We start from the raw sequence: 25,258 nt of genomic DNA, 5'->3' as shown, positions 1-25,258 counted from the left end.
AGGTCCATCTTTCCGTCTCGGGATACGATGAACTCAGGTCCATGCCTTGCCGAGGCGGTAGTTCCACCGCAGCTCGTCGCCTGGCCGGATCTCGGTCACCGCGAAGAAGCCGTAGACAACCAGCGACCAGCCGTACGCCGCCTCGACGAGAAAATCCGCGCACTCGACGTTGTATCCGGTCGGTGGGTGGCCGCAGGGTTCGCCTCGGTCGTCGAACAGGAAGTGCGTGTTCATCAGCGACAGCAGGGTCTCGCCGTTGATGAAGGTTTCGCCGGCACGGTTCGGCGACGCGTTGATCAGGTAGCGGCCGTCCGCGGCCTGCGCCAGAAAACCGTCGGCCTCGTCCAGGATCTGCCCGCCGTACACGCCCACGCAGCTGCCGGGCTCGATCGGTGCGGTGGCGAACACGCCGCGCTGCCCGATCAGTGCCTGTTCCTCGGGGCTGCGCAGATCCTCGGCCGTCAGGGTGCGTGCCTGCAGGCGGCGACGGTACAGCGCAGCGCGGGCCCGCTTGCTCACGCGCGGCGACAGGTAGGGCTCGACGTCGGCATAGGCATAGGTGCGGCGGCTGATCGAGGTCACGCTCGTCGCTCGCGCCGAACGCACGTGCACGGTCGGGTGATCGGCGTCGCGCAAGGGATAGTTGCCGCAGTCCTCGTCGCGATACTCGCGGCGGACGATGCGGTGCCGATGGCGATAGCGCACCTGACGGAGCATCGAGAACACCCGGCCCGAGCCTGACTGCACCAGCTGCAGCCGGTGCAGCGCCAGCGAGATGTCGTCGAGCTCGTGGATCGCCGGGCCGTCGAGCGCGCGGTCGGTGGGGCCGGCGTCGACACCGGCGCCTGCTGACCGGGCGTGCTCGAACACCGCCGGGTCGGCGAGGCTGCACACGCATTCCTTCGCGTGGCGCAGGTGACGCACCAGCGCCTGCCGGCGCTGTTCAGCGTCAAGCAACGCTGCCGCCTGCGCGTAACCGTGCTGCAGGTAGTCGCGCAAGGCCTGCTGCTGCTGGCGCGCGCGCGGCAACGCGAGCACGGCGTCGACGAATTGCTGGGTGCCCATCGCGACTCACCCCCACGTGCCGCCGAGGTTGTAGTTCCAGCGCAGTTCGTCGCCCGGCCGGATCTCCGTCGTCGCGAAGAAGGCGTGCACGATCAGCTTCCAGCCATGCGCCGCCTGGAGGTGAAACTGTGCGGCCTCGAGGTTGTAGCCGGTGGCCGGGTGGCCGCAAGGCTTGCCCTGTTCGTCGACCAGGAACAGCGTGTTGGTCAGCGACATCAGGTTTTCGCCGTTGATGCCCGTCTCGCCGACCCGTTCGGGCGAGGCATTGATCAGGTAGCGGTCGTCGGGCACGAGGAAGATGTCGGCCTCGTCCATGATCTGGCCACCGTATACGCCCAGGCAGGTGCCCGGCTGGATCGCAGCCGTCGCGAACACGCCGCGCTGGCCCACCAGCGGGTGTTCGTGCGGACCCTTCAGGTCACCGGCAGTCAGCGTGCGAGCCTGCAGCCGGCAGCGGTACAGCGCGGCGCGGGCGCGCTTGCTGACGCTCGGCGAGAGATACGGCTCGACGTCGGCGTAGGCGTACGTGCGGCCGCTGGGCGAGACCTTGCTCGTGGGGTCGGCCGAGCGGACGTGCACCTCAGGGTGCTCTGCATCGCGCAACGGGTAGTTGCCGCAGTCCTCGTCGCGGTACTCTCGCCTGACGATGCGGTGCCGGTGCCGATAGCGCACCTGCTTGAGCATCGAGAACACCCGTCCCACGCTCGACTGCACCAGCTGCAGCTGGTGCATCGCCAGCGAGATGTCGTCGAGTTCTCGAACCGCAGGGCCTGATGCCGCGGCGCTGTCGAGGCGCGGGGCAGGGCTGACTTGGCGCACCTTCGCGAGCGTGCCCGGATCGCCCAGGCTGCACACGCACTCCTTCGCATGTTCCAGGTGACGGACCAGCGCGCGGCGCCGCTGGTCGGCGTCCTGCAGCGCCGCGGCGCGCAGGTATCCGTGGTGCAGGTAGTCCTTCAGGGCCTGCTGCTGTTGATCTGCATAGGGCAGTGCGAGCACCGCGCCGACGAACTCCTGGCTGTTCATGGCTGTACACCCCGGTGTAGTGCTGGACATGCGGGCCATCGTGTCACCGTGCCGGCGCCGGCTGCATGCGAGTGCGAAACGAAACGAGGGCAGCCGAAGCGCAACCGCCGCGCCGCGCAAGGCGATCACGCGGCGACGCGCGGCGGGTGCGCAGGCGCCAGCGCAAGAGCCTGGGTGACGAGTCGAGCGGTCGCTTCAGCCACGTCGATCACCTGCACGATGTCGTGCGCCACCCGGAACAGCTGCAGTGCCGTCAGTTGCAGTTTCCCATCGTGCGAGATGCCCAGGTACCACAGCCCTTCGGCGAGCAGTTGCGCCTGCATCGCCAGCAGCCGCACCACCTCGAGCCCGCCGAGGTCGGCGGCCGACAACGGCAGCTGCAGGCAGGGGCGCACGCCTCCGGGGGGTGTGTCGCGGTCGATCATCAGCCTGCAGGCATAGCCCCGGTCCAGGTCGACGCCCTCGCAGCGCAGTTGCTGGGCCTGCAAGTCGGGCAGGCCCAGCAGTTGTGCCACCTCGTTCAGCAGTTGGTCTCCCGCGGGTGCCGGCTGCAGCAGGCGGGCCGTGGGGCGGTGCGGAAGCTGGGTCATCGCGGCCTCTGCATCGTGTGCGTGGCTGTTGAGGTCGTTGCAGGCTAGCGTTGCATTCCCGGGGGGAGCGGTGCCGTAGCGAAGCGCTGCGCGGGTCGACGAAGCGCAGCGGCGGGCGTGAGGTGCCACCAAGCGCTACTCCAACGTCTCCCCAGAATCCGGCAAGCGATCCTCTGTCTGCGCGCCGGCCCACGCGGCGACCGCCTGCACGGTGGGCACGAGGGTGCGCGAGACCTCCTGCAGGCGTCCCTCGACGCCCGGCGCGTCGCCGGACACGCAGGCATGTTCGAGCGCCCTGGCGCTGCGCTGCAGCGCGTGCATGCCCAGCGTGCCGGCAATGGAGGACAGGTCGTGTGCCATGCGCCGGGTCGCGTCTCGGTCTCCGGCAGCCCAGGCGGCGGCGAAGCGTGCGCTGAAGTCGTGTTCGGCCTGCAGGAAGTGCAGCAGCGCCTTGTGCAACAGCCGCTCGCTGCCGTTCAGCCGCGCCAGCGCCGCGGCCAGATCCATGCCCTGCAGCGCCTGCAGGCTCGCGCCTTTGCCATGGCCCGGTGGCGCGGCTGGCGTGGTTGCGGCCTTGCCGGGAACGATCCAGCGCGCCAGCGTGGCGAACATGTCCTCGACGACGATCGGCTTGGCGATGTGATCGTTCATGCCGGCGGCCAGCACGGCCTCGCGGTCGCCGGTCATCGCATTCGCCGTCATCGCGATCACGGGAAGGTTCTGCAACCGCGGCCGCTCGCGCAACAGGCGGGTGGCCTCATAGCCGTCCATCACCGGCATCTGGCAGTCCATCAGCACGGCGTCGAAGCTCTCGCTTTCCAGCGTCAGCAGGGCCTGCTGTCCGTCGGCCGCAACACGCACGACGATCCCGACGCCGCCGAGCAGCTCGGTGGCAAGTTCCTGGTTGAAGGGGTTGTCCTCGACCAGCAGCACGCGGGCGCCGGCCAGGGCGGCGCGAGCGTCGTTGAGCGCGCGGCGCCGGCGGCGCCATGGCTCGCCCGTGGGCGCGACGGGCGCCCGGCCGAGCGCAGATGCGCATGCATCGAGCAGCGCGGAGGCGACCACGGGCTTGGTCAGCAGGGCCGCCACGCTGATGCCGCGGTCGGCCAGGAGCTGCCGCACTTCATCGCGGCCGAAGGCCGTGGCCATCATGACCACCGGTGCGGGATGCCGCAGCGTCGTGCGTTGCGCCAGCCTGTGGGCGCAGGTCACGCCGTCCATGCCGGGCATCTTCCAGTCCAGCACGAGCAGTTGGTAAGGCAGGTCGTCCGTGTCGGCCTGCTCGACGCGGCACAAGGCCTCCTGGCCGTCGCTGGCGACGTCGACCTGCAAGCCCAGGCTGCGGCCGATGGCGGCCAGTACCTCGCGGGCGGTGGCGTTGTCGTCTGCGATGAGAACGCGCAGGCCTTGCACCGGAGCGACGTCGCGCCGCGGCGGCGGCGCGGGGGCCAGCCCGAGCGGCAACTCGAAGAAGAAGCGGCTGCCGCGTCCGGGCGCGCTTTCGACGCGAAAGCTGCCGCCCATCAGTTGCACCAGGTGGCGGCTGATGGTCAAGCCCAGGCCGGTGCCGCCATACCGCCGGCTGGTCGACGCGTCGGCCTGGGTGAACGGCTGGAACAGTCGCTGCTGCAGTTCGTCGCTCATGCCGATGCCGGTGTCGCGCACCTCGAACTGCAGGCGAGCGGACATGTCGGTGCGGTCGAGCACGGTCACGCGCAGCACCACTTCGCCGCGCTCGGTGAACTTGACGGCGTTGTTGCCCAGGTTGAGCAGCACCTGGCCCAGGCGCGACGGATCGCCCACCAGCGCCGTCGGCAGATCGGGCGGCAGGTCCATCACCAGTTCGAGGTTCTTCTCGTCGGCCCTCATGCTCAGTACGTTGACCGCGTTGTCGAGCACGTCCGTCAGGTTGTACGGGATCGACTCGATGTCCAGTTTGCCGGCTTCGATCTTGGAGAAATCGAGGATGTCGTTGATCACGCCCAGCAGCGACTCCGCCGCGATGTGCACCTTCTGCACGTAGTTCTGCTGCTTCGGATCGAGCCCGCTTTGCAAGGCCAGGTGCGACATGCCGAGGATCGCATTCATCGGCGTGCGGATCTCGTGGCTCATGTTGGCGAGGAAGCTGCTCTTGGCCTGGTTCGCCCGTTCGGCGACGGTCTTGGCCTGCCGCGCTTCGCCGTACGCCGCTTCAAGATGGGCGATGGTCTCGGCCAAGCGCGCCGTCATCGTGTTGAAGCTTTCAGCGAGCCGGCCGGTCTCGTCGCTGGATTCGGCCCGCGCGCGCGCCTGCAGGTCGCCGGCCGCGATGCGCGCAGCCACCTCGGTCAGGCGCTGCACCGGCCCCACGATGCGACGGCGCAGCAAGTAGGCGAGCATCAGGCCCGCGCCCAGGGCCACCACGGCGCCGGCCAGGGTCTGCGCACGCAGGCGGACGAGGCTGTCGCGTGCGCGCAGCAGTTCCGCCTGCAACTGGGCCTGCTGCCGGGCCGTCACTTCATGCAGCAGGTCCACCAGGCCCGCGGCCTGCGGGGCCACCTGCGTGCGGTACAGGAACAGGTCTTCGTAGGCGCGCTCGCCCTCGATGAGGGTGCGCACCTCCAGTGCCAGGTTGGTCAGCTGCGCCCGCAGTGCCGCGATCCGGTCGAGGTGCTGCAACTGCCGGCTCGTGAACCATGGCCGCGCCGCGTTGACCGCGTCCCACAGCGCCGCATTGGTCACCAGCTGGGGGCCGTAGGCGAGCCGGAAGTTGTTCTCGCCCGAGGCACCGAAGGCCATCACGTTGGTGGTCAGCGCGTCGAACGAACTCTGCAGTGAAAGCAGCGCGGCCAGCGTTTCCCGGTTGCGCGGAACGTCGGTCCTGGCGCGTTGCAGCGTGATCATCTGTTCGAGTTCCGCCATGACGCGGACCCGCCGGTCCTGCACGTCGATGCTGGACAGGCGCAGCGCGGGGCGGTTGCGCAGGTGATCCTCGTGCAGTGAAAAAAGGTGGGGCGGCAGCCCCTTCCAGCGTTCGTAGTTCGTGGTCAGGGCCCGCACCAGCCGCTGGTCGTCGGTCGACCAGTTGACGGACAGATGCTCCAGCATGGCCAGGGCCTGTTCGAACTCGAGTTTCGCGGCGTCGTAGCGGTGCACGTCGTCCCGGTCCGACAGCACCAGGTAGCCGCGCAAGTGGAGTTGCATGCGCAGCAGCGCTTCATGGGCCTGCGCCGAAGCGAGCACGGCCGGCGCCCGCGCACCCGCGCTGGCGTCGATCTCGCGCGTCGCATCGCGGCTGCCCACGATGGCCAGCGCTCCCACCAGCAGCGTGACGCCGATCAGCACCCCGAAGCTGAGGTTCAGCTTGGCGCCAATGCCCAGCGCGGCCAGGCCGGGAAGGCGGCGCATGGGCTGTCAGAAGCCGAGCGAGGCGCGGTAGGCCGCTCGCTGGCGTTCGCGGCCGAGGCGTATGGTGATCTCTTCGAAGTCGGCCGCGGCGGCCTGGAGCGCGGCGGCCGGGCTGAGTTGCCCGCCGGCGGCTTCGACGAGATGGAGGTCCAGCGCCAGCCAATAGCTGTAGGTGCCCGGGATGCGCAGGTAGGGGACCTGCTGCTTGTCGCTGAACACCTGCTGGAACGCGCCGAGGTAGTCACGCGCATCGTCTTCGTTCCAACCGGCCTGCAGATAGGGCGCCGCGCTGCCTGTGCCTTCGGGCGGCAGGAAGTGAAACCGTCTGCCGGGGTCGACGCCATCGGAGCCGCGCGCAGCATAGACCTTCGATTTCTCGCTCGTGGCCAGCAGTGCCAGCAGGAAGTAGGTGGCCTCGGGCACCTTCGAGTACTTCGAGATGACGCCGGCCCACGACGCACCCGTCGTGTTGCCGACCCGGTTCAGCGAGGACGTCTTGACCCACCGCTGGCGAGCGATGTCGAAGTACTCGTGCGTGCCGGGTACCGGCGCGGCGCCGGTCTTGCCCCGCACGCGGCTGCCGGCCTGCTGAGCCAGCGCGCCAAGATCGCCCCAGCTCAACGCGAAGGCGGCGCGGCCGGCGAGAAACTCGTCCCAGCCCCGCCCGTGGTCCCAGGTCAGCATCTCGCGCGGCCCGAACCGGACCAGCTCGACGAACTGTTCGAGCGCCCGCACGTGCCCCGGGCTCGTGATCAGCGGCTTCATCGTCTGCGGGTCGAACCAGTACAGTTTCGGGTTGCCGGGGCCGATGACGAACGGCCCGGAAAGCGTCATGTAATTGAACATGCCCTGGCTGCCCGGCTTGAGCGCAAGCACGATGCCGTGGTCCGGCGTGCCGTCGCCGTTCAGGTCCCGGCCGTGGAAGTACTCGAGCGCGTCGCGCAACTGCTTCCAGGTTTGCGGCACGGCGAGCGCGTAGCCGTACTTCTGCTTGAAGCTGGCCTGGTGCCGCGGCTCGTTCAACAGATCCCGGCGGAAGTACAGCACCTGGCCGTCGTGGTCGTAGGCCACCATGTACTTTTTGCCGCTGTAGCTCAGCAACCGGCGCGGGCCGGGCAGCACGTCGTCGATGTCCCACCGGGGGAAGCGCGGGTCGTTGTAGAAATCGTCGTAGGGGCGCAGATGGTCGCCCGCCACCATGTCGCCCACCCACCAACCGCCGGCGATCGAGGCGTCGTACTTGCCGGCGCGGTTGGTCAGGTCGGTGATGATGGTGGGATAGTGCTCCACGCCCGGCAGGCGGACGATGTCCAGTTCTGCACCGGTGGCGGCCTCGAACTCTTCCTCGACTTCGAGCAGGGCGACGCTGATGGCGCTCTTGGTTGCGATCACGGTCACCTTCTGGCCCGCAAACGGACACGTGCCGGGCCTGCAGGGTGGCAACACGCGCGGCACGGGCGTTTCGCTGGGAGCCACCACCGTCACGGTGGTGCTCTCGGACCGGGAGGGCGACGAGGGGACCGGGGCGTCAGCCGCCTGGGCCCAGGAAACGCAACCGACGAGCAGGGCCGTCACGCCGTTGGCAATGGTGCTACGCAACATCGTCGCCTCCCAGTAAGAAGGACGTGTACCGAGTATGTTGAGTACTGTGCAGGAGTTGAATACGCATTCACCCGGGGCGCCCGATGCCTGCGGCGGGCGTTCGCCGCGTGCGAACGGATGCGAACGGGCTGCAGTCGCGTTGCTCGGCGGGCGTGCAGGTGGCCGAGACGAGATCGGACCCGGACCCGGACGCGGCAACACGGGTGCGCACGATGATCACCCTGCAGGCCTCGCTGGAATACGCCCCGGCCAGCGGCTCCGGCACGGTGGCACGGTCCGCCGCGCCTGCCGATCATTGACCGGCACTACGGGCCGGACGCAGCCGCTTCCATCAGCGCCATCACCTTGCGAACGTAATCGCGCGTCTCGGCATACGGAGGCACGCGGTGGCCATGCCGCGCGACTGCGCCTTCACCGGCGTTGTACGCGGCCAGCACCAGGTCGATCCGGTCGCCGAAGCGGTCGACCAGGCTGCGCAGGTGCCGCGCGCCCACGTCGATGTTGACGTGCGGGTCCAGCAGCGCCTGCTCCGTGCTCACACCGTACTGGCTGGCGGTCGCGGGCATCAGCTGCATCAGGCCGAGGGCGCCTTTCGGTGAGCGTGCCTGGGGCCGGTAGCGCGATTCGACGTACATCACGGCGACCACCAGCGACGGGTCCAGGCCGTGGCGCCGCGCTGCCTGCACGAGCGATTCGGCGATCGACGGCGGCGGTGCCGGCAGCGACGGCGGCACCGCGATGGCGTCGAGAACCGGCCCCGGCGCCGCTGCGATCTCGGTGATGCCGACGTGCACGGTGACGACGTCCGCGTCACCGGACAAGGGGCGGCCGGTGATCACTGGCAGGCACGCGAAGCCCGCGCGCCGCGACAGCAGCGCCTCGTCGGCCGGCACCCGGCGTTCGCTTCCGTCCCGTTGTCGGCAGAGGTATTCCAAGGGCGGGTCGCCGGCCGCTGCGGATGCCGATGCGCACAGGATCGCCAGCACCCAGCGTCGTCGCAGACCAGCCGGTCGCGTGGCGGCGAGCACCCCCGACGCGGGACGGGGCGACTGCAAGGCGAGCCGCATTCAGTCGTACCAGGGCTGCGGGGCGTCCTTGGCATGCAAGGCATCGCCGAGGTGCGTCAACCGGGCGGCGGCCTCGTCGATCAGCTCGGTGGCCCGGCCCAGGCCTGCCGGGTCGGCGTCCGCCAGGCAAGCGGCATCGAACGGCTCCTCCGGGGCGTTGCGAGGCGCTCCTGCATGGGTGACGACGCGGGGGCGTGCCAGCCACGCCCACAGGGCCGGGTCGCGGAAGGCCAGGCCGTGCGCCATCTTCAGCATGACGACGACGTGCCTCAATGCCTGCGCGTCCACGCCGGCCGATGCGAGATACCGCACCTGCTCGAGTTGCATCGCGAGCCGGTTCAGCAGCAGCTCGGCGTTCAGGCGTTCGCCCGTTGACAGACTCTGCCGGCGCGGCGCGAGGGGAAGGGGTGGAGTGGCGGTCGAGACGGACATGTCGGTTCCCAGGCAGTCTTGTTGTCGATGCCCGCACTGTGCGAACGGCATGCGCTTCGCGTCGCGGCGTGACGAAGCGCCATGCCGGTGCGCGAAGGCCGCGGGCCTTGTTCGTGCGTCGAGGCACTCCTTCGCCTGGGCAGGGCCGTCGATGGCCTGGCATCGATAAGGTCTGCGGGAGTCGATGCCGCTCGGGCCTCGGGATCGTCGCAGTCGTAGTCATGGTCAGGAGATGGGTATGTCGTGGATGGGGCGCCGCCAGGCCGCATGTGCATTCCGGTGGACGTTGCTCGCCTTGTGCTTGCTGATCGCTGCTTGCAAGACGGAGCTCTACACCCGCCGCACCGAAGCCGATGCCAACTCGATGGTGTCCGCGTTGCTGGAAAGCGGGGTGAAGGCGGAGAAGTCGTCGCCGGATGGCGGCAAGACGTGGAACGTCAGCGTCGAAGAGGCGGACGTGGTGCGCGCTTTCGGCGTGCTGCGCGCCAAGGGACTGCCCAAGGAGACCTACGTCAGCCTCGGCGACATGTTCAAGAAGGAGGGCATGATCTCGACGCCCACCGAGGAGCGCGTCCGGTTCATCCACGGCGTGTCTCAGGAGCTGTCCAACACCTTGTCGAAGATCGACGGCGTGGTCGCCGCACAAGTCCACATCGTGCTGCCGAACAACGACCCGATGGCCCCGGTGGTCAAGCCTTCGAGCGCTTCGGTGTTCGTCAAATACCGGCCGGAAAGCGATCTGACCTCGCTGACGCCCGCCATCAAGAACCTGGTGGCCCGCAGCGTCGAGGGGCTGACCTACGAGAACGTCACCGTCACGCTGGTGGCGGGAACGGAAGTCCCGCCGCCTCCACCGCCGAAGCAGGGTTCGGGGCATGCCTGGATCGCCGTTGCGGTGCTGTTGCCGCTGCTGGTTCTCGGTGGCCTGGGCGCGATCGCCATCCTGCGGCCGCAGTGGCTGCCTCGCGCGGTCGCGCAGCGGCTGCCGCTGCGGCGTGTCGCAACGGCTGAATCCGCAGCACCATGACGGCGGCGGTGATGGAGAGGGCGCAGTCGGCGAACCCGATATCGCCGGAGGCGATGGCGTCACTCGCGCTCGGCCTGCAGCGCAAGCTGTTCGACATGCCGCTTCATGCCCATACCTCGTGGGCTCAGGTGATCGACGCGCGGTGGCCGTTCCTCGGCGAGCTGTCCGATCGTCCGGGGGTCGCGGCGTTGCGCGCGGAGCTGCTGGTGGCTCAAGGCGGTGGCCTGCCTGCCGCGACGGACCTTGGCGCGGCGGAAGTGCAACTTGCCCTGCAAGGGCGCGAGCAGGTCGTGCGCAGCCTCGCACGCCTGGCACTGGCCCGGCGGCCGGGCGTGCTGCGGTGCGCTGTCGAGCGCGATGCGAGGCAGGCGCTGCGCTCGGTGTTGGGCGAGCTTTACCCGGCGGTGATGGCGCACAGCGGGCGCGGTCGGCCGGTGCCGTACGAGGTGCTGCGCTGGACCGAGATGCATTGGGCCTGTGTCGGCTATCACGACTGGACGACGCTGCTGCGGCCGCAGGACAGCTTGTGGCGGCGCATGGTGCGCCTGTCGCTACCGCGCGGGCTGCTGGGCATGAGGGCGCGGCGGCGCCTGGCGCCGGCGGACCTGAAGGTCCGCCAGGCGATACAGCTGTTGTCGGACGCGGAGAGGGCATGGCCATGCTGATCTGGCTGCAGACCGCAGCGGGGCCCGTCGGGGTCGAGGAAGGCGTCGTCCGGGCGGAAGAGGTGCAGGCGCTGGTGTCGGTGCAGGAGCTGCAGCGCAGGATGGAGCAGAGCGTCGAGCAAATGCTGTCCGAGACCCGGCGACAGGCTGCCGCGGAGATGGAGGCCGCGCAGGCGCAGGCGCGCGAGATCATCGACGACGCGCGCGAGGAGGCGCAGGGCCTGCGGCAGGCCGCGTACGAAGAAGGCACGCGCCAGGCCGTGAGCGAGTGGCACGAGCGGCATCTGCAAGCCGCGATCGGACACGATCGCGCGGTGCGCGAGATGCACGCCCGCCTCGCCGACGTGGTGACCAGCGCGGTCGAGCGCATCGTGCTGTACGAAGACCGCGGCGCGCTCTACCAGCGCGCGCTGAAGAGCGTGCAATCGCTGACGCGCGGCAACGGTTCGCTGAGACTGCGCGTCGGGATGGACGACTACGCGCAGGCGCGCGACTGCCTCGGTGCGATGGACCACCTGCAAGAGGCCGGCCTGGAACTGGACGTGGTGGCCGATGCAGCGCTTGCGCCCGGCAGTTGCATCTTCGAGTCCGACCTGGGTGTCCTGGACGCGAGCCTGCAGACCCAGCTGGCCGGTTTGCGCGCCGCGATGGAACGTGCCGTGCGCCGTGCGGCCGGTGGCGACGCTGCGGAAGCCCCCGTCGATGGCGCGCCGCCACCGTTCGGGGGCAGTGCACCGCCCGCCGATGAAAGCGGCACGGCGGGGCAACCGGACGAGCCGGAGTCGACCTGCGAGACGCGGGAGTATGCGCCATGACCCTGACCGATCTGGCGCACTGGATGGAGGTCGAGCTGAGCACCAGCTCGATGGTGTGCCGCGCCGGCAAGGTGGTCGAAGTGGTCGGCACGCTGGTGCGGGCCAGCGGTCTGGAAGCCCGCCTCGGCGAGCTGTGCAACTTCGTCGACGCCAAGGGTCAGGTGATCCAGGTGGCAGAGGTGGTCGGCTTCTCCAGGGGGCAGACCATCCTGTCCCCGTTCGGGTCCATCATCGGCGTCAGCGCCGGCCAGACGCAGGTGGTCGGCTGCGGGCGCGTGCTCAGCGTGCCGGTGGGCCCGGAACTGCTGGGCCGGGTGATCGACAGCCTCGGTCAGCCCATCGACGGCAAGGGGCCGATCCTGTGCGCCGAGGACCGGCCGGTGTTCGCGTTGCCGCCGACGCCGATGGAGCGGGAGATGATCGAGCACCCGCTGCCCACCGGCGTGAAGGTGATCGACGGCATGATCACGCTCGGCCAAGGCCAGCGCATGGGCATCTTCGCACCCGCCGGCGTCGGCAAGAGCACCTTGATGGGCATGCTGGCGCGCGGCACGCAATGCGATATCAGCGTCATCGCGCTGATCGGCGAACGCGGCCGCGAAGTGCGCGAGTTCATCGAGATCATCCTTGGCGAAACCGGCATGGCGCGCTCGGTGGTGGTGTGCGCGACGTCCGACCGCTCGTCCATCGAGCGCGCCAAGGCCGCGCATGTGGCCACGGCGGTGGCCGAGTACTACCGGGACCAGGGCCTGAAGGTCCTGCTGATGATGGATTCTCTGACCCGCTTCGCGCGCGCGCAACGCGAGATCGGTCTGGCCGCCGGCGAACCGCCGGCACGGCGCGGTTATCCGCCGTCGGTGTTCGCCGAAATCCCTCGCCTGCTGGAACGCGCCGGCATGGGTGCCACGGGTTCGATCACCGCGCTCTATACCGTGCTGGCCGAAGACGAGAGCAACAGCGACCCCATCGCCGAGGAGGTGCGAGGCATCCTGGACGGCCACATGATCCTGTCGCGCAAGATCGCCGCGCGCAACCAGTACCCTGCCATCGACGTGCTCGGCAGCCTGAGCCGCGTGATGACGCAGATCGTGCCGGCAGAGCACCAGGCCGCCAACGGCAAGCTGCGCCGACTGATGGCCAAGTACGACGAGATGGAGACGCTGATCCAGATGGGCGAATACCGGCCCGGCGCCGACCCGGTGGCCGACGAGGCGGTCGGCAAGATCGACATGATCCGCGATTTCCTCTGCCAGGCGACCGACGACCTGTGGCCTTTCGAGCGCACGCTGCAGTCGCTCCACCAGGTAACGCAGTAGCGATGGCGAATCCATTGCGCGCATTCGACATGCTGCTGCGCATCAAGCGCCGTCGCATCGAGCAGCACGAAGCCGCGGCGGCCGAGAAGGCGCAGCAGGTCAAGGCATGCGAAGAAGCGTGCGCGCAGGCGCTGCAGCAGGAACAGGCGTGCCGGGCGGACGAGCAGGGCTGTCTCGACAAGATCGAGCAGACGATGACGGCGCCGGAAGGCTTCCGCCCCGACCGGCTGATCACGCTGCGCCACGTGCTCGACACACTGGCCGAACACACCCGGCGTGCACAGGCGCAACGTCAGCAGGCCGAGCAGCAGCTGCAGGCCGAGCAACAGGCGCTGCAAGAGATCCGGCACAGCATCCGCAAGGCGGAGCAGCAGTACGAGAAGCTCCAGGAGCGTCGCAAGGAGTTGGCGCAGCGGATCGAGCTGGCCCAGGAGGACGTGCAGGACGAGGACTCGGAAGAGGCCGCGGTGGCGCGACTGATCGGAGCCGCTCGCGACGAGCTGGCGGCACTGGGAGACCGGCTGCCATGAACGAGTTGCTGGACATGTCCTACCTGATGGTGAACTTCGGCGAGGCGGTCAAGAACATGCTGACGTTGATGGCCATGTGCACGATGCGCGTGTTCGCCGCCTTCATGATCATGCCGCCGACCATGTCGCAGGCGATCCAGGCGCCGGTGCGCAACGGCATGGCGCTGATGATCGGCTTCTTCATCGCCTGGGGCCAGCCGGCCCGCATGATGGAGGACATGCAGGCGTTGATGCTGCTCGCGCTGCTGCTCAAGGAGGCGCTGATCGGCGTGTTGCTCGGGTTCGCGATCGCGGTCGTGTTCTGGGTTGCGGAAGGGGCGGGCGCGCTCATCGACAATTGCGCCGGCTTCAACAATGCACAGCAGACCAACCCCCTCAGCGGTGAGCAGAGCACGCCGGTGAGCAACCTGCTGTCGCAGCTGGTGATCGCCGGCTTCTACATGCTCGGCGGCATGGTGGTGTGCGCCGGTCTGCTGTTCGAGAGCTTCCGATGGTGGCCGCTGGCGAAGCTGGCGCCCGACCTGGCCGGCGGGCTCACGCAGTTCATCAGCTTCCAGGTCGAAGGCTACTTCTCGACGGTGGTCAAGATCGCGGCCCCGGTGATGCTGGTGCTTGTGCTGATCGACCTGGCCTTCGGCCTGCTGGCGAAGACGGCCGAGAAGCTGGAGCCCAACAACCTGGCACAACCGATCAAGGGCGTGGTGGCCACCGTGATGCTGGCGCTGCTGGTGAGCCTGTTCTTCGACCAGGCACGCGAGAGCATCTCACTGCTGCCGTTGCAGCAGGAACTGGAGCAGTGGATGCGCGGGGAGCCGCCAACCCGGTGACAGGCGGTCGCCAGGCCGGCCGTGTGGGATGCGCGTCACGACGGGAGCGGCCCGGGCCGGGCAGGCCACCTCGCGCCGCCCGGGCCGGACGCGGCCCTTTCGGATCGCGCCGCGTCGTCGCCGGTCGAGGTGTCGTTCCAGCGCATGTCGACGCGTACCGCGGCACAGCGGTCGACCTGCAGCGGCGCGTGACGCTGATGCCAGGGGATGTCGTACGTGCTCGGCAGACGCATCAGCGACAGCTCGTGCGAACGGGTCGCTGCTGCGTTCTGCTCTTGCATGTCGGGCACAGCGGGGTGGCCCGGCAGCGGCTCGGCGACATGGCCCTTGCGACCTGCCCTGTGGAGCACGCGCAGCGGCTGCCTCGGCGCCTGGCTGGCGTGGGCTCGCGGGGGCGCCGTCGGGTGAGCCGGCAAGGCATGCTGTGCTGCGCCACAGGCGAACGGCGGACGCTGATCGTGCTCGGGCCGCACCATCGTCGTGGGCGACGGTTCCGCACTCGGCGTATCGTTCGGCCTCGGCGACGGGGCCAGGCCAGGAAGCGTCGTCATTGCGACATCGACGCAGGACGGTGCACGATGCCCGTCTTCCGCCGCGGGTGGACCGGGCTTCGCATCGATGCCAGCATCGCCAGCGGGCCCGGCAGCGAGATGCCGTGCAGGGCGGCGACCTTCGCGACGCCGGCGCCGGCGGCCACGGCAGGCCCGGCATGACAACGCACTGCGAGCATTTCGAGCGCAAGGCGCAGGTCCCGCAGCGTCACGCCATGGCATTGACAGGCGTTGCAGACGTTGTCTCCGCGGCGCACGGCTGCTTCGGCATGGCGCATCGCGTCGCGTTCCCTTTGCTCCAGCCCGCGCGTCCCGGTGCGTGCGGCGTCGATGAGCTGCTGCAGGCCGGCGCCGCGGCGCTCCGCGGGCACCTCCTCGGCAGCGCGCAAGAACGCATCGATCGCGGGCTGCCGCTCGTGGTCCGGCAACGCGAGCAGGCGCAGCCCGAGCGCTTGCAGAGGTGCTCCGCGCATTCCGGCGGGCAGGCGCCGGATCGACAGAGATGCTGCCGAGCCGCCCAGCAGAACGCGGACGTGGTCGAGCGTGCTTGCATAGGCCGCCATCGCACACAAGTGCAGTTGTTGGTGCCCGTCGTCGTCCATGGTCTCGCCCGCTCCCGGCACAAGCGGCGCTCCCGGGTCGCGACCCAGGGGCGCGGCACCAGGCCGCATCGGCTGAGAAGAGGCTGCGTCGATCATCAGCGTGCTCCAGGTGTCGAAGTGGACCCGCAGATTGACGCATCGCCCTTCGTGTGCCGTCGCGCGTACGAAACGGCGGTGCATGACGCGAACCTGCGGCCGCAAGCGCCGTGCCGGGTGTCGCGGCATCGTGCCCACGCTTCGCCGATGCCGCTTCGGCTTCGCCGTCCAGCACGCGGCGTCCGGCCGCACGGCACATCCTGGGCGCAGTCGAACGAACGGTGATTTACATGCTGGACAGACCCGTCGGCGCCCGCGGCAGCCGCCATGCAGCATGCCTGCGGCATGCCGCCGCGCTCGTGCGCGGTGTGGACGGCTCTCGGCCCGACCAGGGAGCCGGCACGCAATGACCGTCAACCGCATCTCGCGCTTCGGCGCCGGTCCCGCCGTCTCGGCGAACACCCAGCCCTGGGCTCCGGCACCGCAGAAGTCGGGGCCGATGCCCGCCGGACTGACAGCGCGGCAGCATCAGACGGCACCGGCGGCGCAAGGTCCTCGCCTGGCGAAGCTTCCACCGCATGCTGCCCTGCAGCGCAGCCAACTCGCGCCGGGCTTCCTGCAGGCGCCGACCCTTGCTCATGCCGCTGCGCCTGCGCTGCGCCAGCCAGACATGAAGCTTCCGACGTTCCAGCCGCAGCCCGCGTTCGCACGGCCGATGGCACCGCCGTCGCATCGGCCAGGCGCCAAGCCGCCGATGTTCCAGCTGGTGCCATCGCGCGCGCATGCCAACCCGCCGCCGCCTTACCGACCGGCTGCGTGGCAGCCGGCGTCCCAGAAGCTGTTCGTCTTCCCGCACGGCATCCCGCCGCCACCCCCGTATCGGCCCGGCCCGCAGCCGTCGACGTTCCAGCTGCTGCCCATGTTCCCGCAGGGCATGCTGTCGCTTCCGTATCGGCCGGGGCCGAGGCCCGCGATGTTTCCGCAGAGCGTGCCGCCGCCGCCGTACCGGCCCGGGCTCCAGCCTGCGGGGTTCCGGCCGCCGACCCTGTTCGCGCCGGCCGTGCCGCCGCCGCCGTACCGGCCCGGGCTGCAGCCGGTGAGCCACCAGGCCAACGTGTTTTCCCAAGCAGCACCGCCGGCGCCGTATCGGCCCGGTCTGCCGCCCGCGCATCTGCACGCCGTGCCGCCGCCGCCGTACCGCCCGGGGCCGTCTCCGTTCGCCCATGCGCCCCATGCGAAGCCGCCCTTGCCGTCGCAAGGAGTCACCCAGCCGGTGCGGCCGGCCGCGGCCGCCGTCCCGACCGCCGCGGCCGGCCGACCCGTCGCGGCGACGGCGACGGCGACGGCGACGGCGACCGCGACGTCCAAGCCGGCCGTGCCGCAGGGCAACCTGGCGCACATGGATCTGGCGTCGCGCATCAAGACCACGCACATCAAGGTTCCGCAGATGGAGGCGCAGGTCACTTTCGACGACCCCAAGGGCCTCGCCAAGTACGGCGGCACGAAAGAGAACGTGGTGCTGCAGCGCCTGCAGATGAAGGCTTTCGAAGCACTGAACGCGGCTTCGTTCGAGATCAAGGACGCCGTCGAGGCGTACGACCGCGACCTGGCGAAGCGGCCGCCGGCGTCGCCGGCCGAGCAGGCTCAGCGCCAGCAGGCTTTCGACCAGATGTGCAAGAACATCCTGCAGGCGCAGGAAGCCAAGGTGAACAAGGTGGTGCAGGACGAGTGGGCGTTGCAGAAGCATCGCGACTCGGCGCTGGTGCACAGCAACCTGAGGTTCGGCGCCAAGATGATGTTCAACACGGCCAAACTGGCGGCGAGCGCTTCGACCATCGCCACCGTGGGTGCTTCGCCGGTCGGTGTCGCCAGTGCGGCGTACACCTGCTTCCACACGGTGCAGACGATCAAGTCCTTCATGCAGGACCGTGACGGGGCGCGGAAATCCATCCTCAAGCACGACGCGGCGCTGGCCCAGCAACACCAGGACAAGCTGAGCGGGGCCGCCAAGGGCAAGCGGGTCGGCACGGAACTCATCGCCGCCATGCATCTGCCTTTCACGAAGAAGGCCATCGGGCCGACCGTGGTGAGCCAGGAGAACAAGCTGGAGGAGTTTCTCGCGAAGTCGGCCCGGGTGGACCGCCAGGCGCGCAAGCTCCACCAGGAAACCCAGCAGTTGCTGCAACACATCGAGAAGGCGCAGCGCACGAACCCCGACGACCCGAAGCTGAAGCAGGCCGGCGTCGAGGCGACCCAGATGCTGGACAAGCTCGCCGACCTGATGCAGTCGATCGAGCGGGACAACCAGTTCTACCTCGAGCACAAGGCTCGCTGCCAGGCTTACCGCGGCCAGCACCCGGTGGGGCTGAAGCCGACCACCGACGCGGTGGAGACAGCCGCCTTTGCCGGGCAGATCGGCCGGTTCGCGAACAACCTGCACACCATTGCCGTCAACCTGGGCGCCTGACCGACGGTTGCCGTTTCATTCCATTCCATTCCATGGCGAGCCGCGATGCCGGGCGTGCGGGAACGAGAAACGCCACGTCACCGTGGGCGACGTGGCGTAGGGCGCGAAGGAGCCGCGCGACCGAGGTCCGGGCCTGTCGAGGGCTCCCCGGCGAGAGGCTCGCACAGCCCTCCGTCGTGCCGTCAGGCTTTAGGCCAGCCGCTCGTGCGCCCAGATGTCCGCCTTCCTGGACGGCAGGGGCGCCATGTCGCCGAACGAGATCGTCGGCGCGAAACCGTGCTCGGGCATCCCGGCCAGGCGGCGGGCTGCGCTGTCCGAGGGACGGTAGGTGTTGGGACTCAGCATCGGCCGCGTTTCGGCGAAATGCAGCACGGCATCGACGTAAGGATCGCGCGGCCTCGTGTCGCCATGGAACAGCAAGTCGGTGTCGCGCGCCGCGCTGCGCGGGACGGGAGTCGAAGCCGTCGCCGCCTGCGTCACGGCAGATCGCGCCTGCGCGCTTTCATGGCACATCCGCAGCGTCTTCTGCAGCTCGACGACCTGCCGGCGGCAGTTGGACAGCATCTGCTCGGTGTGCTGCTGTGTGCGGCGGTAACGATCATGCATGCGCGCCAGGTGCTGACGATGGCGGCTGGCCATGAGCTGCCACTGCAGCGCACCGAGCACAAGCCAGCCGATGACGGCTGCCACGACAAACTGAATCGAGATCATGGTGGGCCTCCTTGGTTTTGCGATGGCGACGAGGACAGGGGCGGCTTGGGCCGCTGCCCGGCGAGGACCACTGTCGCAGCCGGCCGGCCCGGTGCGCCGCGTTGAACGAAAGTTTCTGCAGCGGTGCGAAGCCAGGCCGCCTCTGCTCGCCAAGCCCGCCGGCGACCCCCACCGCGGTGCGTGACCACCGGGACAGCCGCGTCGTTCGCGCCGGCGCGATCGCCTTCGCGTGTGCGGTTGTGCGGCCGCGACGAAACTGGGAGGCTGTCGTGCAGAACCTGTTGGAGACAGCGGCGATGACGACTCGCACGGTGCGCGCGGCACGACCCTGCTGCCCAGGGCGCATCCGGGCGCTGCGCGCGTGCTCCACGGAAGGCAGCACCAGATCGGGAGCCCTGCATGATCAAGATCGGCCTTTCCACGCGCCGGCCGGCCTGCACGGCGTGCAACCCGCCCATCGGTGCCCGCATAAGCCTGTGGCTGCGCAACACCATGGCTCGGGCGCGGCAGGGCATTCGGGCCGTGACGCTCCAGGGCCGCTACGGGCACCTGCCGATGTCGATGAGGCTGGACCGGGACGATGTCCGGCACTATGCGAGGCTTGCGCAAGGGCATGGCCTGACGCCGTCGCTGGCCGGGTATCTCGAGTTCCGGATCCTGAGCGCGGACCCGCTGCTGCCTTCGCCGCTCGAAGTGACCGTGGCCGGTTCGGCACAGGCCCTGGCGGGTTCGCGCGCCGACCGGTTCCTGTTCGCCGACCCGGTGCGCGCGGAGCAGGACTTCCTGCGCCTGCTGGAGCCGTGACCGACCTTCGCGCCGCGGTTGTGCCTGAAGCGAAAGCGGGGTGGGGTGCGACGGCGCGCCGCCCGGCGGGCGGTCTAGGACAGGTTCTTGACGCCCTCTCCCGCAGACTTGATCACCTTGCTCAGCGCCTCGCACAGCGATCGGATCAGTGTCATCACGGCCATTTCCAGTTGCAGCTTCATGCTGTCGAGCATCTTCTTGTTCTGCAGTTTCATCATTGCCTCGCCGATGGCCATGGACTGCTGCGCGCTGTGGGCACTCAGGCCGGCGCCCGCCCATCCCGCACCGTTCATGCCACCTGTCCGCCCGATCAGCATGGGTCACTCCTCGTTCGGCGCCGGCCGGGAGGCGGCGCCCGGGTTCATTCCGTATGGACTGTGCACGGCAGCGTAACGAGCGCACCGCAGGCCGGCCTCGCTGCGGCCGAAGCTCTGCACGATCGAACGAACCGACACCGCGCCGGACGGGGCCCCTTGCATGGGGCGGCGAACGCGGGGTAGAACATCATGCAGGCGAAGTTCACCAGCCGCCCTCCGATGGCGCTGCCGTCCACCGAGCCGATGCCCGTCGCCGGCCGACCGGAAGCGGCAGCTCCCATCTCCGCAGCCGCCGCACGTCGTGGCCTGGCTGGCGATGAGCGCCTGGGGCCTGCACCGCCCCTGGCGCGGCAACCGCCGGCGGCGGGTGCTGGCCGGGTGACGCGCCGCTTGCAAAGCCGGCAGCGGCTCGGTCGGCTGCGTCAGCAGCTGGCCCGGATCCACCCAGCCCCGTCCTGCCCGCAGCAGGCGCGCGAGGAAATCCTCGATGCGCTGGCACGCGCGGGGCTGGGAGACTGGACGGTGCCGGAACTGAGCGACGCCTGCGTGAGGCGATGCAGCGAGGGGTCGATCTGCATTCCGCTGCTCTCACACGTGATCGTGCTCAACCCATCGGGCGCTTTTCGTATCATCGACGTGTACGCCGGGCAGCACCTGTACTTCGAAATGCCGGCTCGCACCGGCCGGCCGTTCGTGCTTCCGGCGGATGCGATCCGGCGGGGGTGAGAAGGCGGCGTCGCCCGGGGGCGCAACAGTCTGTCGCCATCGACGCATGAAAGTACATATAAACCGCAGAAAAGTACAGCTGCGGCGAGGGCGCGCCGTCAAAACTTGGCGAAGGTTGCAGGCACGTTGTTGCGCCATCGCCGCCGTGGTACTTCTGGTTCGCGGTGCCCGGACACGGCGTCAGCCGGCGTTCGATTCTGGGAGTGAAGGATGGACGGCGATGCTTCTCTCATGTCCCGCGGGGCCTTCTGGCTCATGCTGCGGCAAGTTGCGGTCTGGGCGGCTTGCGTGGACGGGCTCTACCTGGTGGTGTTCCTGCTGCTGGACATGCCGGTCGCCGCGCTGCTCAACATTCTCAGCGCCAGCATGTATGGGACCGCCTACTGGCTGCTGAGCCGGCGCATCAACCGCCCGGCGGTCGCCCTGATGTGGACCGAGGTGCTGGTCCACGCAGGCAGCTGCACGGTGCTGCTCGGCTGGGACAGCGGCATCCACTACTTCCTGCTGGTGTTCCTGCCCGCTGTGGCCGTCAGCCGTTCCTATACCCTGACGCTCGGCGCGCTCGCTTTCCTTCTGGCGGCCTACGTGGCACTCGATGCGGTGACGCAGGTCGTGCCGGCGTTCTACGTGCTGGACCCGCAGCTGCTGACGGCACTGCGCTGGCTGAACATCACCGTGGTGTTCGTGATGTTCACCTGGATCGCGCGTCACTATGTCTACCGGGTGCAGACGGCCGAAGCCGGCTTGCGCGAAATGGCGACCATGGTCGAACGCGAGCGCATCGCCCGTGAACTGCACGACACCGTGCTGCAGGACGTGCACGCGCTGGTGCTGCGATTCCAGGCGGCGATGCAGAAGGTGCCGCCGCACGAGCCGGCCCGGGCGATCATGGAAACGGCGCTCGAGCATGCCGACCGCGTGCTGGTGGAGGGCCGCGACCGGCTGTCGGGGCTGCGCACGCCTCGCAACGCCGGCAAGAACGTGTGCGAGGCACTGGCCGCCGCGGGCGAGGAGTTCTCGGCCCAGTACGGTGTGTCGTTCAAGCTGCGGCACTGCGGGCGCAAGCAGGAACTTCAGGAGGTGACAGCAGACGAGGTCTACCGCATCGGCCGAGAAGCGCTCCTGAACGCCTTCCAGCATGCCCGCGCGCGCTGCGTCGAGGTGGAGGTGTCGCACGGCGCCGAAAGCTTCTCGCTGCGGGTGCGAGACGACGGCATCGGGATCGATCCGCATCGGTTGAGCAGCGCACATTCCGGCCAGCGCTGGGGATTGGTCGGAATGCGGGAGCGGGCTCGCCGTCTCGGTGCGAGGCTGTCGGTCGGCCCCCGCAACGGAGGCGGCACGCTGGTCGACTTGTGCGTGCCTGCTGCGCGGGCGTACAAGGCCGGTGCGCCGACCGCGCCGGACCTCCCTCCGATGGACGCCGTCCTGTCCATCGAGTGCGAGCGCTGACCGTGCCGGCCGCGGGACTCAGGGTTCTGCCGCAGCCGCCGCCTTGCCCGCGACGCTTGCCACCGCCGGGAGGGCTGGGCCCGTGGGGTGACGCGATCGCGACTCCGTGACCAGGCGGTAGCCCACGTTGGTGACCGCATGCAGCACCAGTGGTTGATCTGAGGATGCGCACGCCTGTGCGAGCTTGTGCCGCAGGCGGCAGACATGCTGTTCGATGGTGCGTTTGGCAACCGTGATGTCCGTGCCCCATACGTGCCGCGAGATCGTGTGCAGGTGCACGACCTGCCCGGCGCTGTCGAACAGCACCCACGCCAGTGCGAACTCCCGCCAGGTCAGCTGCAACTCGCCGCCCGGGTAGTGCAGTGTCCGCGTCTGGGCGTCCAGAGAGCACGCCCCTGCGCGCACGCACATGCGCTGCTCGGATTGCCGGCACACTTCGATGCGTGCCAGCACACGATTGACCAGCGTGTGGTGCGCCTCTGCGGTGATCGCATAGTCGGTGACGCCGAGTCGCAATGCTGCACCGATCTCTTGCGCGGAGCCGTTGCCCACGGCAATGATGGGCACGGTGCTGGTACCGCGGAACCGCAGCATCGCCAGACAACCGGCCAGGACAGTCCCGTGGTCTTCAATGAGCGCGACGTCGAGATCCGCTGTCTGCAGTGCCGCCACCCATTCGGTTGCCGAGCGACACCTGACCGTCTGCATGCCTACGCGCTCGAGCGCGTCGCCGACGGCGCTTTCGGTCCAGCGGGTGATGAACAGCGCAGCCACTCGCATGGGGCCCGCGCGCCCGGGGTTGAATGGCGAAATCATCGGCCGTCCCGTCGCTGGATGACCGCCGGACGCCGGCACCGCGTTGCCTGGCCAGGAAACGCCGACGCTACTCCGGTTCGCTTCATACTGCACTCCTGAGCGCGTGCTGCGCACACGATGCCTGCATTCTGCGAAGGCATCGTTATGCGAACCTGATACGTGCTGCCCGTGTGCCTGGCGTGTGCTACGCCGCGGTGTCGCAGCCGGCAGCGCCAGGCGGCGGATCCTGCGGCGCGGCGAACCGGATGTCGACCTCGAACCACTCCCCGGTGCGGCCCGCCTGAAGTTCCGCCCGCATGGCGTATGCATACAACGCTGCGATGTTCAGCCCGCTGCCGAGGTGCTCCTCGGCGTGCTGCGGGTCCGCACGGCCTTTCGACAGGTTGCGTATCGACAGCCGTGCAGCAGGGGGCGCAGACCATTGCACGGTCACGTCGGAGCCGGGCTGGCCGTGCGCCAGCACGTTGCCGAACAGGTTGTCCAGCAACGCCCGCAGCAGCGCAGGCTGCACTTGCAGACGCGGATTCCGGTCGCCGCCGACCTGCCAGTTCATGCCCTGGTAGCGCGGGTGGGACAGCGCCTCGTCCACGAAAGCATCCAGCGACACCCACTCGAGCGGCTGCGAATCGCGGCCGTGGCGCGCGATCTGGAACAGCACGTCGATCAGGCCCGTCAGCCGCCGCGTGATCTGCTTGGTTTCATGCAACGCGCCCAACCTGCTGTCGGCGTCGCCCGCCTCCAGCGTCGCCAGGTCCGCCAACGCGTGGAGTTCGGCCAGCGGGTTCCGGAGTTCGTGCGCAGTGTCCGCAAGAAACCGTCGTTCCCGGCGGCGCTGGTCCGCAATGCGCATCACGAGGTCGTTGAGACATTGCACGATCGGTTTCATCTCGCGCACGTCGGTGGCGGGGAAGGTGGTGTCGCTGTCGACGTCGCGCCGTGCGACCGCCTGGCTCAGCTCGTGCAGCGGCCGCAGCGCCCGCGGCACCAGCAGCGCCAGCAGTACCGCCGCCAGCAGCGGCACGGCGACGGCGCCTGCCAGGCAGCCGAGCGCCAGTGGCATGAGCGCCTGCGTCAGCTCGGTGCGCGCCCGTCCGACGATCAGGTGCACGTCCCTGTTGCGGATACGCTGACCCGTGCGCTCCAGCATCTCGGCATCCAGCCCCCAGTTCGCCGGCATCTGCTGAAGCACCACGGCGACTTCGCGTCCGTCGGGCAGCGTCGCCTCGAGCCGGCGTGGCTCGGCCGATGCGTGGCCGGGATGATCGAAAAGGTAGCCCAGCGACGACAGCGAGGGCGACTGGTCGAGCAGTGCGTGGTCTGCCGCGTCCCACAGCTGGAAGAACCGGGTGCCCCCCTGCAGGTACTGTGTGAGCACTTCGGGCTCGAAGTTCACATACAGGTCGTCGTTCGGATAGACCTGCGTGACATTCGCAACTGAGCGCAGATCGTCCAGCAACGCCTGCTCGAACGCTGCGTTCACCTGCAGATGCCCGACGGCGTAGAGCGCTCCGAAGGTCACCAGGGACGACAGCAGCAAGGCGCCGGCGATGCTGCGCCCCAGCCACCTCGAGATGCTTCTTTCCATGGGCGTCCCTTCAAGCCGCGCGCAGCTTAACCGATACGCGGGCAACTCGGCGCACCGTCAGGCGCGGGGCGAGCCAGTCAGGCGCGCGTAAGAGCATCTGTGCACCCTGTCGGGTCACGTCGTAGGCTCACCATTGGCGAGGAGTGTGCTGATGAAGCTGTTGTTGGTCGAAGACTCGGCGCTGCTGCGAGCGTCCATGGTGCGAGGGTTGCAGCAGCTGGGCTTTGTCGTCGATCAGGCCGAGGACGGTCCCGGCGGGCTCTGGGCCGCACGCGAAAGCGGCGCCGACGTGCTGATCCTCGACGTCTCTCTCCCGGACTTCAGCGGGGTGGAACTTCTGAGGCGCTTGCGCCGCGAAGGCGTGCAGACGCCAGCCTTGTTCCTGACGTCCATGGCGGATCTCGACGACCGCCTGTGCGGCTTCGATGCCGGCGCCGACGACTACGTGGTCAAGCCGGTCGACCTGCGCGAGCTGGCGGCGCGCGCCACCGCGCTGATGCGGCGCGCCTCGGGCAGCCACGACGCCGTTCTTTCATGTGCGGACATCGAAGTCGACCTGTCCAGGGCGCAGGTCCGGTTGCAGGGCCGGCCGATCGAACTGTGCCGGCGCGAGCGCTTGCTGCTGGAATTGCTGGTCGTGAACCGCGGCCGCGTGGTCAGCCGGCGGCAGATCGAATCGAAGCTCTACAACGACGAGACCGAGCTGTCCAGCAATTCGGTCGAGGCGGCCGTGTCGCGCCTGCGCCGGGTGATCGACGTCGCGGGTCAGCCGTCGCGCATCAAGACGCTGCGCGGAGAAGGCTACCGGCTCGAAGGCTGATGCTGCTTGTGCAGCAGTGAGG

The 25,258-nt window shown here is 69.1% G+C and carries 26 protein-coding genes; 13 read left to right on the top strand and 13 right to left on the bottom strand.

Annotated elements, in window-relative coordinates:
- Positions 1 to 33: 33 nt before the first annotated feature.
- The 5 genes from M8A51_RS18190 to M8A51_RS18170 form a co-directional block, all read right to left on the bottom strand.
- Entirely contained in the window at positions 34 to 1,065 is a 1,032-nt protein-coding gene (locus tag M8A51_RS18190; RefSeq protein WP_251779943.1) for an SET domain-containing protein, read from the bottom strand.
- A 6-nt stretch (positions 1,066 to 1,071) separates the two neighbouring features.
- A complete protein-coding gene (locus M8A51_RS18185) occupies positions 1,072 to 2,121 on the bottom strand; it encodes an SET domain-containing protein (protein WP_251779942.1) in 1,050 nt (349 codons plus the stop codon).
- Between the two features lie 95 nt (positions 2,122 to 2,216).
- Entirely contained in the window at positions 2,217 to 2,681 is a 465-nt protein-coding gene (locus M8A51_RS18180; RefSeq protein WP_251779941.1) for a hypothetical protein, read from the bottom strand.
- Positions 2,682 to 2,816: 135 nt separating this feature from the next.
- Positions 2,817 to 6,068, bottom strand: a complete 3,252-nt coding sequence (locus M8A51_RS18175) for a response regulator (RefSeq protein ID WP_251779940.1) — start codon at positions 6,066 to 6,068, stop codon at positions 2,817 to 2,819.
- A 6-nt stretch (positions 6,069 to 6,074) separates the two neighbouring features.
- A complete protein-coding gene (locus tag M8A51_RS18170; protein WP_251779939.1) occupies positions 6,075 to 7,460 on the bottom strand; it encodes an ABC transporter substrate-binding protein in 1,386 nt (461 codons plus the stop codon).
- Between M8A51_RS18170 and M8A51_RS18165 the strand changes: the two genes are divergently transcribed.
- On the top strand, positions 7,438 to 7,686 hold the full coding sequence (locus M8A51_RS18165) for a hypothetical protein (protein ID WP_251779938.1): 249 nt from the start codon (positions 7,438 to 7,440) through the stop codon (positions 7,684 to 7,686). The genes M8A51_RS18170 and M8A51_RS18165 overlap by 23 nt on opposite strands.
- A 91-nt stretch (positions 7,687 to 7,777) precedes the next feature.
- Positions 7,778 to 7,969, top strand: coding sequence for a hypothetical protein (locus M8A51_RS18160; RefSeq protein ID WP_251779937.1), 192 nt, complete (start codon positions 7,778 to 7,780; stop codon positions 7,967 to 7,969).
- 6 nt (positions 7,970 to 7,975) lie between these two features.
- On the opposite strand, the gene M8A51_RS18155 is transcribed toward M8A51_RS18160, so the two are convergent.
- Together M8A51_RS18155 and M8A51_RS18150 are read right to left on the bottom strand one after the other, a co-directional pair.
- Positions 7,976 to 8,605 (bottom strand): lytic transglycosylase domain-containing protein, encoded by a 630-nt coding sequence (locus M8A51_RS18155; protein WP_251779936.1) that lies wholly within the window; start codon positions 8,603 to 8,605, stop codon positions 7,976 to 7,978.
- Positions 8,606 to 8,737: 132 nt separating this feature from the next.
- On the bottom strand, positions 8,738 to 9,169 hold the full coding sequence (locus tag M8A51_RS18150; protein ID WP_251779935.1) for a hypothetical protein: 432 nt from the start codon (positions 9,167 to 9,169) through the stop codon (positions 8,738 to 8,740).
- Between the two features lie 301 nt (positions 9,170 to 9,470).
- Here M8A51_RS18150 and sctJ point away from each other — a divergent pair, with 301 nt between their 5' ends.
- Genes sctJ through sctT form a run of 6 tightly spaced genes read left to right on the top strand, consistent with a single transcriptional unit; the run spans position 9,471 to position 14,349 of the window.
- Positions 9,471 to 10,196, top strand: coding sequence for a type III secretion system inner membrane ring lipoprotein SctJ (sctJ, locus tag M8A51_RS18145; protein WP_407062252.1), 726 nt, complete (start codon positions 9,471 to 9,473; stop codon positions 10,194 to 10,196).
- Between the two features lie 53 nt (positions 10,197 to 10,249).
- Positions 10,250 to 10,861 carry a type III secretion protein HrpB4 gene (locus M8A51_RS18140; protein ID WP_251779934.1) on the top strand — a complete coding sequence of 204 codons (612 nt, stop codon included), beginning with the start codon at positions 10,250 to 10,252 and terminating at the stop codon, positions 10,859 to 10,861.
- Positions 10,849 to 11,676, top strand: a complete 828-nt coding sequence (gene sctL / locus M8A51_RS18135) for a type III secretion system stator protein SctL (protein WP_251779933.1) — start codon at positions 10,849 to 10,851, stop codon at positions 11,674 to 11,676. Before M8A51_RS18140 ends, sctL begins: the two co-directional genes overlap by 13 nt.
- Complete coding sequence (gene sctN / locus M8A51_RS18130; protein WP_259372065.1) at positions 11,673 to 12,992, top strand: type III secretion system ATPase SctN; 1,320 nt, start codon at positions 11,673 to 11,675, stop codon at positions 12,990 to 12,992. The genes sctL and sctN overlap by 4 nt, the downstream gene beginning before the upstream one ends.
- Before the next feature lie 2 nt (positions 12,993 to 12,994).
- A complete protein-coding gene (locus M8A51_RS18125; RefSeq protein ID WP_251779932.1) occupies positions 12,995 to 13,522 on the top strand; it encodes a hypothetical protein in 528 nt (175 codons plus the stop codon).
- Positions 13,519 to 14,349, top strand: a complete 831-nt coding sequence (gene sctT, locus M8A51_RS18120) for a type III secretion system export apparatus subunit SctT (RefSeq protein ID WP_251779931.1) — start codon at positions 13,519 to 13,521, stop codon at positions 14,347 to 14,349. Before M8A51_RS18125 ends, sctT begins: the two co-directional genes overlap by 4 nt.
- Before the next feature lie 35 nt (positions 14,350 to 14,384).
- Here sctT and M8A51_RS18115 read toward each other — a convergent pair whose 3' ends face one another.
- Together M8A51_RS18115 and M8A51_RS18110 are read right to left on the bottom strand one after the other, a co-directional pair.
- On the bottom strand, positions 14,385 to 14,900 hold the full coding sequence (locus tag M8A51_RS18115) for a hypothetical protein (RefSeq protein WP_251779930.1): 516 nt from the start codon (positions 14,898 to 14,900) through the stop codon (positions 14,385 to 14,387).
- On the bottom strand, positions 14,897 to 15,682 hold the full coding sequence (locus M8A51_RS18110) for a hypothetical protein (RefSeq protein ID WP_251779929.1): 786 nt from the start codon (positions 15,680 to 15,682) through the stop codon (positions 14,897 to 14,899). Before M8A51_RS18110 ends, M8A51_RS18115 begins: the two co-directional genes overlap by 4 nt.
- Before the next feature lie 262 nt (positions 15,683 to 15,944).
- Between M8A51_RS18110 and M8A51_RS18105 the strand changes: the two genes are divergently transcribed.
- Complete coding sequence (locus tag M8A51_RS18105; RefSeq protein ID WP_251779928.1) at positions 15,945 to 18,005, top strand: hypothetical protein; 2,061 nt, start codon at positions 15,945 to 15,947, stop codon at positions 18,003 to 18,005.
- A gap of 189 nt (positions 18,006 to 18,194) precedes the next feature.
- Here M8A51_RS18105 and M8A51_RS18100 read toward each other — a convergent pair whose 3' ends face one another.
- Entirely contained in the window at positions 18,195 to 18,716 is a 522-nt protein-coding gene (locus M8A51_RS18100) for a hypothetical protein (protein WP_251779927.1), read from the bottom strand.
- A gap of 399 nt (positions 18,717 to 19,115) precedes the next feature.
- Here M8A51_RS18100 and M8A51_RS18095 point away from each other — a divergent pair, with 399 nt between their 5' ends.
- Positions 19,116 to 19,520, top strand: coding sequence for a hypothetical protein (locus tag M8A51_RS18095; protein WP_251779926.1), 405 nt, complete (start codon positions 19,116 to 19,118; stop codon positions 19,518 to 19,520).
- A 74-nt stretch (positions 19,521 to 19,594) separates the two neighbouring features.
- On the opposite strand, the gene M8A51_RS18090 is transcribed toward M8A51_RS18095, so the two are convergent.
- Positions 19,595 to 19,837 (bottom strand): hypothetical protein, encoded by a 243-nt coding sequence (locus M8A51_RS18090; protein WP_251779925.1) that lies wholly within the window; start codon positions 19,835 to 19,837, stop codon positions 19,595 to 19,597.
- A gap of 219 nt (positions 19,838 to 20,056) precedes the next feature.
- On the opposite strand from M8A51_RS18090, the gene M8A51_RS18085 reads away from it, so the two are divergent.
- Together M8A51_RS18085 and M8A51_RS18080 are read left to right on the top strand one after the other, a co-directional pair.
- The gene (locus M8A51_RS18085; protein WP_251779924.1) at positions 20,057 to 20,563 is read left to right on the top strand and encodes a hypothetical protein; all 507 of its coding nucleotides are present in this window, start codon (positions 20,057 to 20,059) and stop codon (positions 20,561 to 20,563) included.
- A 231-nt stretch (positions 20,564 to 20,794) separates the two neighbouring features.
- Positions 20,795 to 22,015, top strand: coding sequence for a sensor histidine kinase (locus tag M8A51_RS18080; protein ID WP_251779923.1), 1,221 nt, complete (start codon positions 20,795 to 20,797; stop codon positions 22,013 to 22,015).
- A gap of 18 nt (positions 22,016 to 22,033) precedes the next feature.
- Here M8A51_RS18080 and M8A51_RS18075 read toward each other — a convergent pair whose 3' ends face one another.
- Both M8A51_RS18075 and M8A51_RS18070 read right to left on the bottom strand, forming a co-directional pair.
- Positions 22,034 to 22,831: a winged helix-turn-helix transcriptional regulator gene (locus tag M8A51_RS18075; protein WP_251779922.1), complete on the bottom strand. Its 798-nt coding sequence runs from the start codon at positions 22,829 to 22,831 to the stop codon at positions 22,034 to 22,036.
- A gap of 184 nt (positions 22,832 to 23,015) precedes the next feature.
- Positions 23,016 to 24,416: a histidine kinase dimerization/phospho-acceptor domain-containing protein gene (locus M8A51_RS18070; RefSeq protein ID WP_251779921.1), complete on the bottom strand. Its 1,401-nt coding sequence runs from the start codon at positions 24,414 to 24,416 to the stop codon at positions 23,016 to 23,018.
- Between the two features lie 151 nt (positions 24,417 to 24,567).
- Between M8A51_RS18070 and M8A51_RS18065 the strand changes: the two genes are divergently transcribed.
- Positions 24,568 to 25,236, top strand: coding sequence for a response regulator transcription factor (locus M8A51_RS18065; protein ID WP_251779920.1), 669 nt, complete (start codon positions 24,568 to 24,570; stop codon positions 25,234 to 25,236).
- Positions 25,237 to 25,258 lie beyond the last annotated feature (22 nt).

Origin of the sequence: Caldimonas mangrovi (assembly GCF_023721835.1) — a bacterium.
Taxonomy (GTDB): domain Bacteria; phylum Pseudomonadota; class Gammaproteobacteria; order Burkholderiales; family Burkholderiaceae_C; genus Caldimonas; species Caldimonas mangrovi.
This window is presented reverse-complemented; position numbering and strand designations above follow the sequence as displayed.

Excerpts from the sequence above, each read along its gene's own strand:
- M8A51_RS18140 (WP_251779934.1), top strand. The coding sequence starts at position 10,250 with ATGGCGTCACTCGCGCTCGGCCTGCAGCGCAAGCTGTTCGACATGCCG.
- sctL (WP_251779933.1), top strand. The coding sequence starts at position 10,849 with ATGGCCATGCTGATCTGGCTGCAGACCGCAGCGGGGCCCGTCGGGGTC.
- M8A51_RS18175 (WP_251779940.1), bottom strand. The coding sequence starts at position 6,068 with ATGCGCCGCCTTCCCGGCCTGGCCGCGCTGGGCATTGGCGCCAAGCTG.
- M8A51_RS18165 (WP_251779938.1), top strand. The coding sequence starts at position 7,438 with ATGGCGCTCTTGGTTGCGATCACGGTCACCTTCTGGCCCGCAAACGGA.
- M8A51_RS18190 (WP_251779943.1), bottom strand. The coding sequence starts at position 1,065 with ATGGGCACCCAGCAATTCGTCGACGCCGTGCTCGCGTTGCCGCGCGCG.
- M8A51_RS18150 (WP_251779935.1), bottom strand. The coding sequence starts at position 9,169 with ATGTCCGTCTCGACCGCCACTCCACCCCTTCCCCTCGCGCCGCGCCGG.
- M8A51_RS18180 (WP_251779941.1), bottom strand. The coding sequence starts at position 2,681 with ATGACCCAGCTTCCGCACCGCCCCACGGCCCGCCTGCTGCAGCCGGCA.
- M8A51_RS18100 (WP_251779927.1), bottom strand. The coding sequence starts at position 18,716 with ATGATCTCGATTCAGTTTGTCGTGGCAGCCGTCATCGGCTGGCTTGTG.
- M8A51_RS18105 (WP_251779928.1), top strand. The coding sequence starts at position 15,945 with ATGACCGTCAACCGCATCTCGCGCTTCGGCGCCGGTCCCGCCGTCTCG.
- M8A51_RS18065 (WP_251779920.1), top strand. The coding sequence starts at position 24,568 with ATGAAGCTGTTGTTGGTCGAAGACTCGGCGCTGCTGCGAGCGTCCATG.
- M8A51_RS18075 (WP_251779922.1), bottom strand. The coding sequence starts at position 22,831 with ATGATTTCGCCATTCAACCCCGGGCGCGCGGGCCCCATGCGAGTGGCT.
- sctN (WP_259372065.1), top strand. The coding sequence starts at position 11,673 with ATGACCCTGACCGATCTGGCGCACTGGATGGAGGTCGAGCTGAGCACC.
- M8A51_RS18080 (WP_251779923.1), top strand. The coding sequence starts at position 20,795 with ATGTCCCGCGGGGCCTTCTGGCTCATGCTGCGGCAAGTTGCGGTCTGG.
- M8A51_RS18185 (WP_251779942.1), bottom strand. The coding sequence starts at position 2,121 with ATGTCCAGCACTACACCGGGGTGTACAGCCATGAACAGCCAGGAGTTC.
- sctT (WP_251779931.1), top strand. The coding sequence starts at position 13,519 with ATGAACGAGTTGCTGGACATGTCCTACCTGATGGTGAACTTCGGCGAG.
- M8A51_RS18090 (WP_251779925.1), bottom strand. The coding sequence starts at position 19,837 with ATGCTGATCGGGCGGACAGGTGGCATGAACGGTGCGGGATGGGCGGGC.
- M8A51_RS18070 (WP_251779921.1), bottom strand. The coding sequence starts at position 24,416 with ATGGAAAGAAGCATCTCGAGGTGGCTGGGGCGCAGCATCGCCGGCGCC.
- M8A51_RS18110 (WP_251779929.1), bottom strand. The coding sequence starts at position 15,682 with ATGCACCGCCGTTTCGTACGCGCGACGGCACACGAAGGGCGATGCGTC.
- M8A51_RS18125 (WP_251779932.1), top strand. The coding sequence starts at position 12,995 with ATGGCGAATCCATTGCGCGCATTCGACATGCTGCTGCGCATCAAGCGC.
- M8A51_RS18085 (WP_251779924.1), top strand. The coding sequence starts at position 20,057 with ATGGCGCTGCCGTCCACCGAGCCGATGCCCGTCGCCGGCCGACCGGAA.
- M8A51_RS18095 (WP_251779926.1), top strand. The coding sequence starts at position 19,116 with ATGATCAAGATCGGCCTTTCCACGCGCCGGCCGGCCTGCACGGCGTGC.
- M8A51_RS18115 (WP_251779930.1), bottom strand. The coding sequence starts at position 14,900 with ATGACGACGCTTCCTGGCCTGGCCCCGTCGCCGAGGCCGAACGATACG.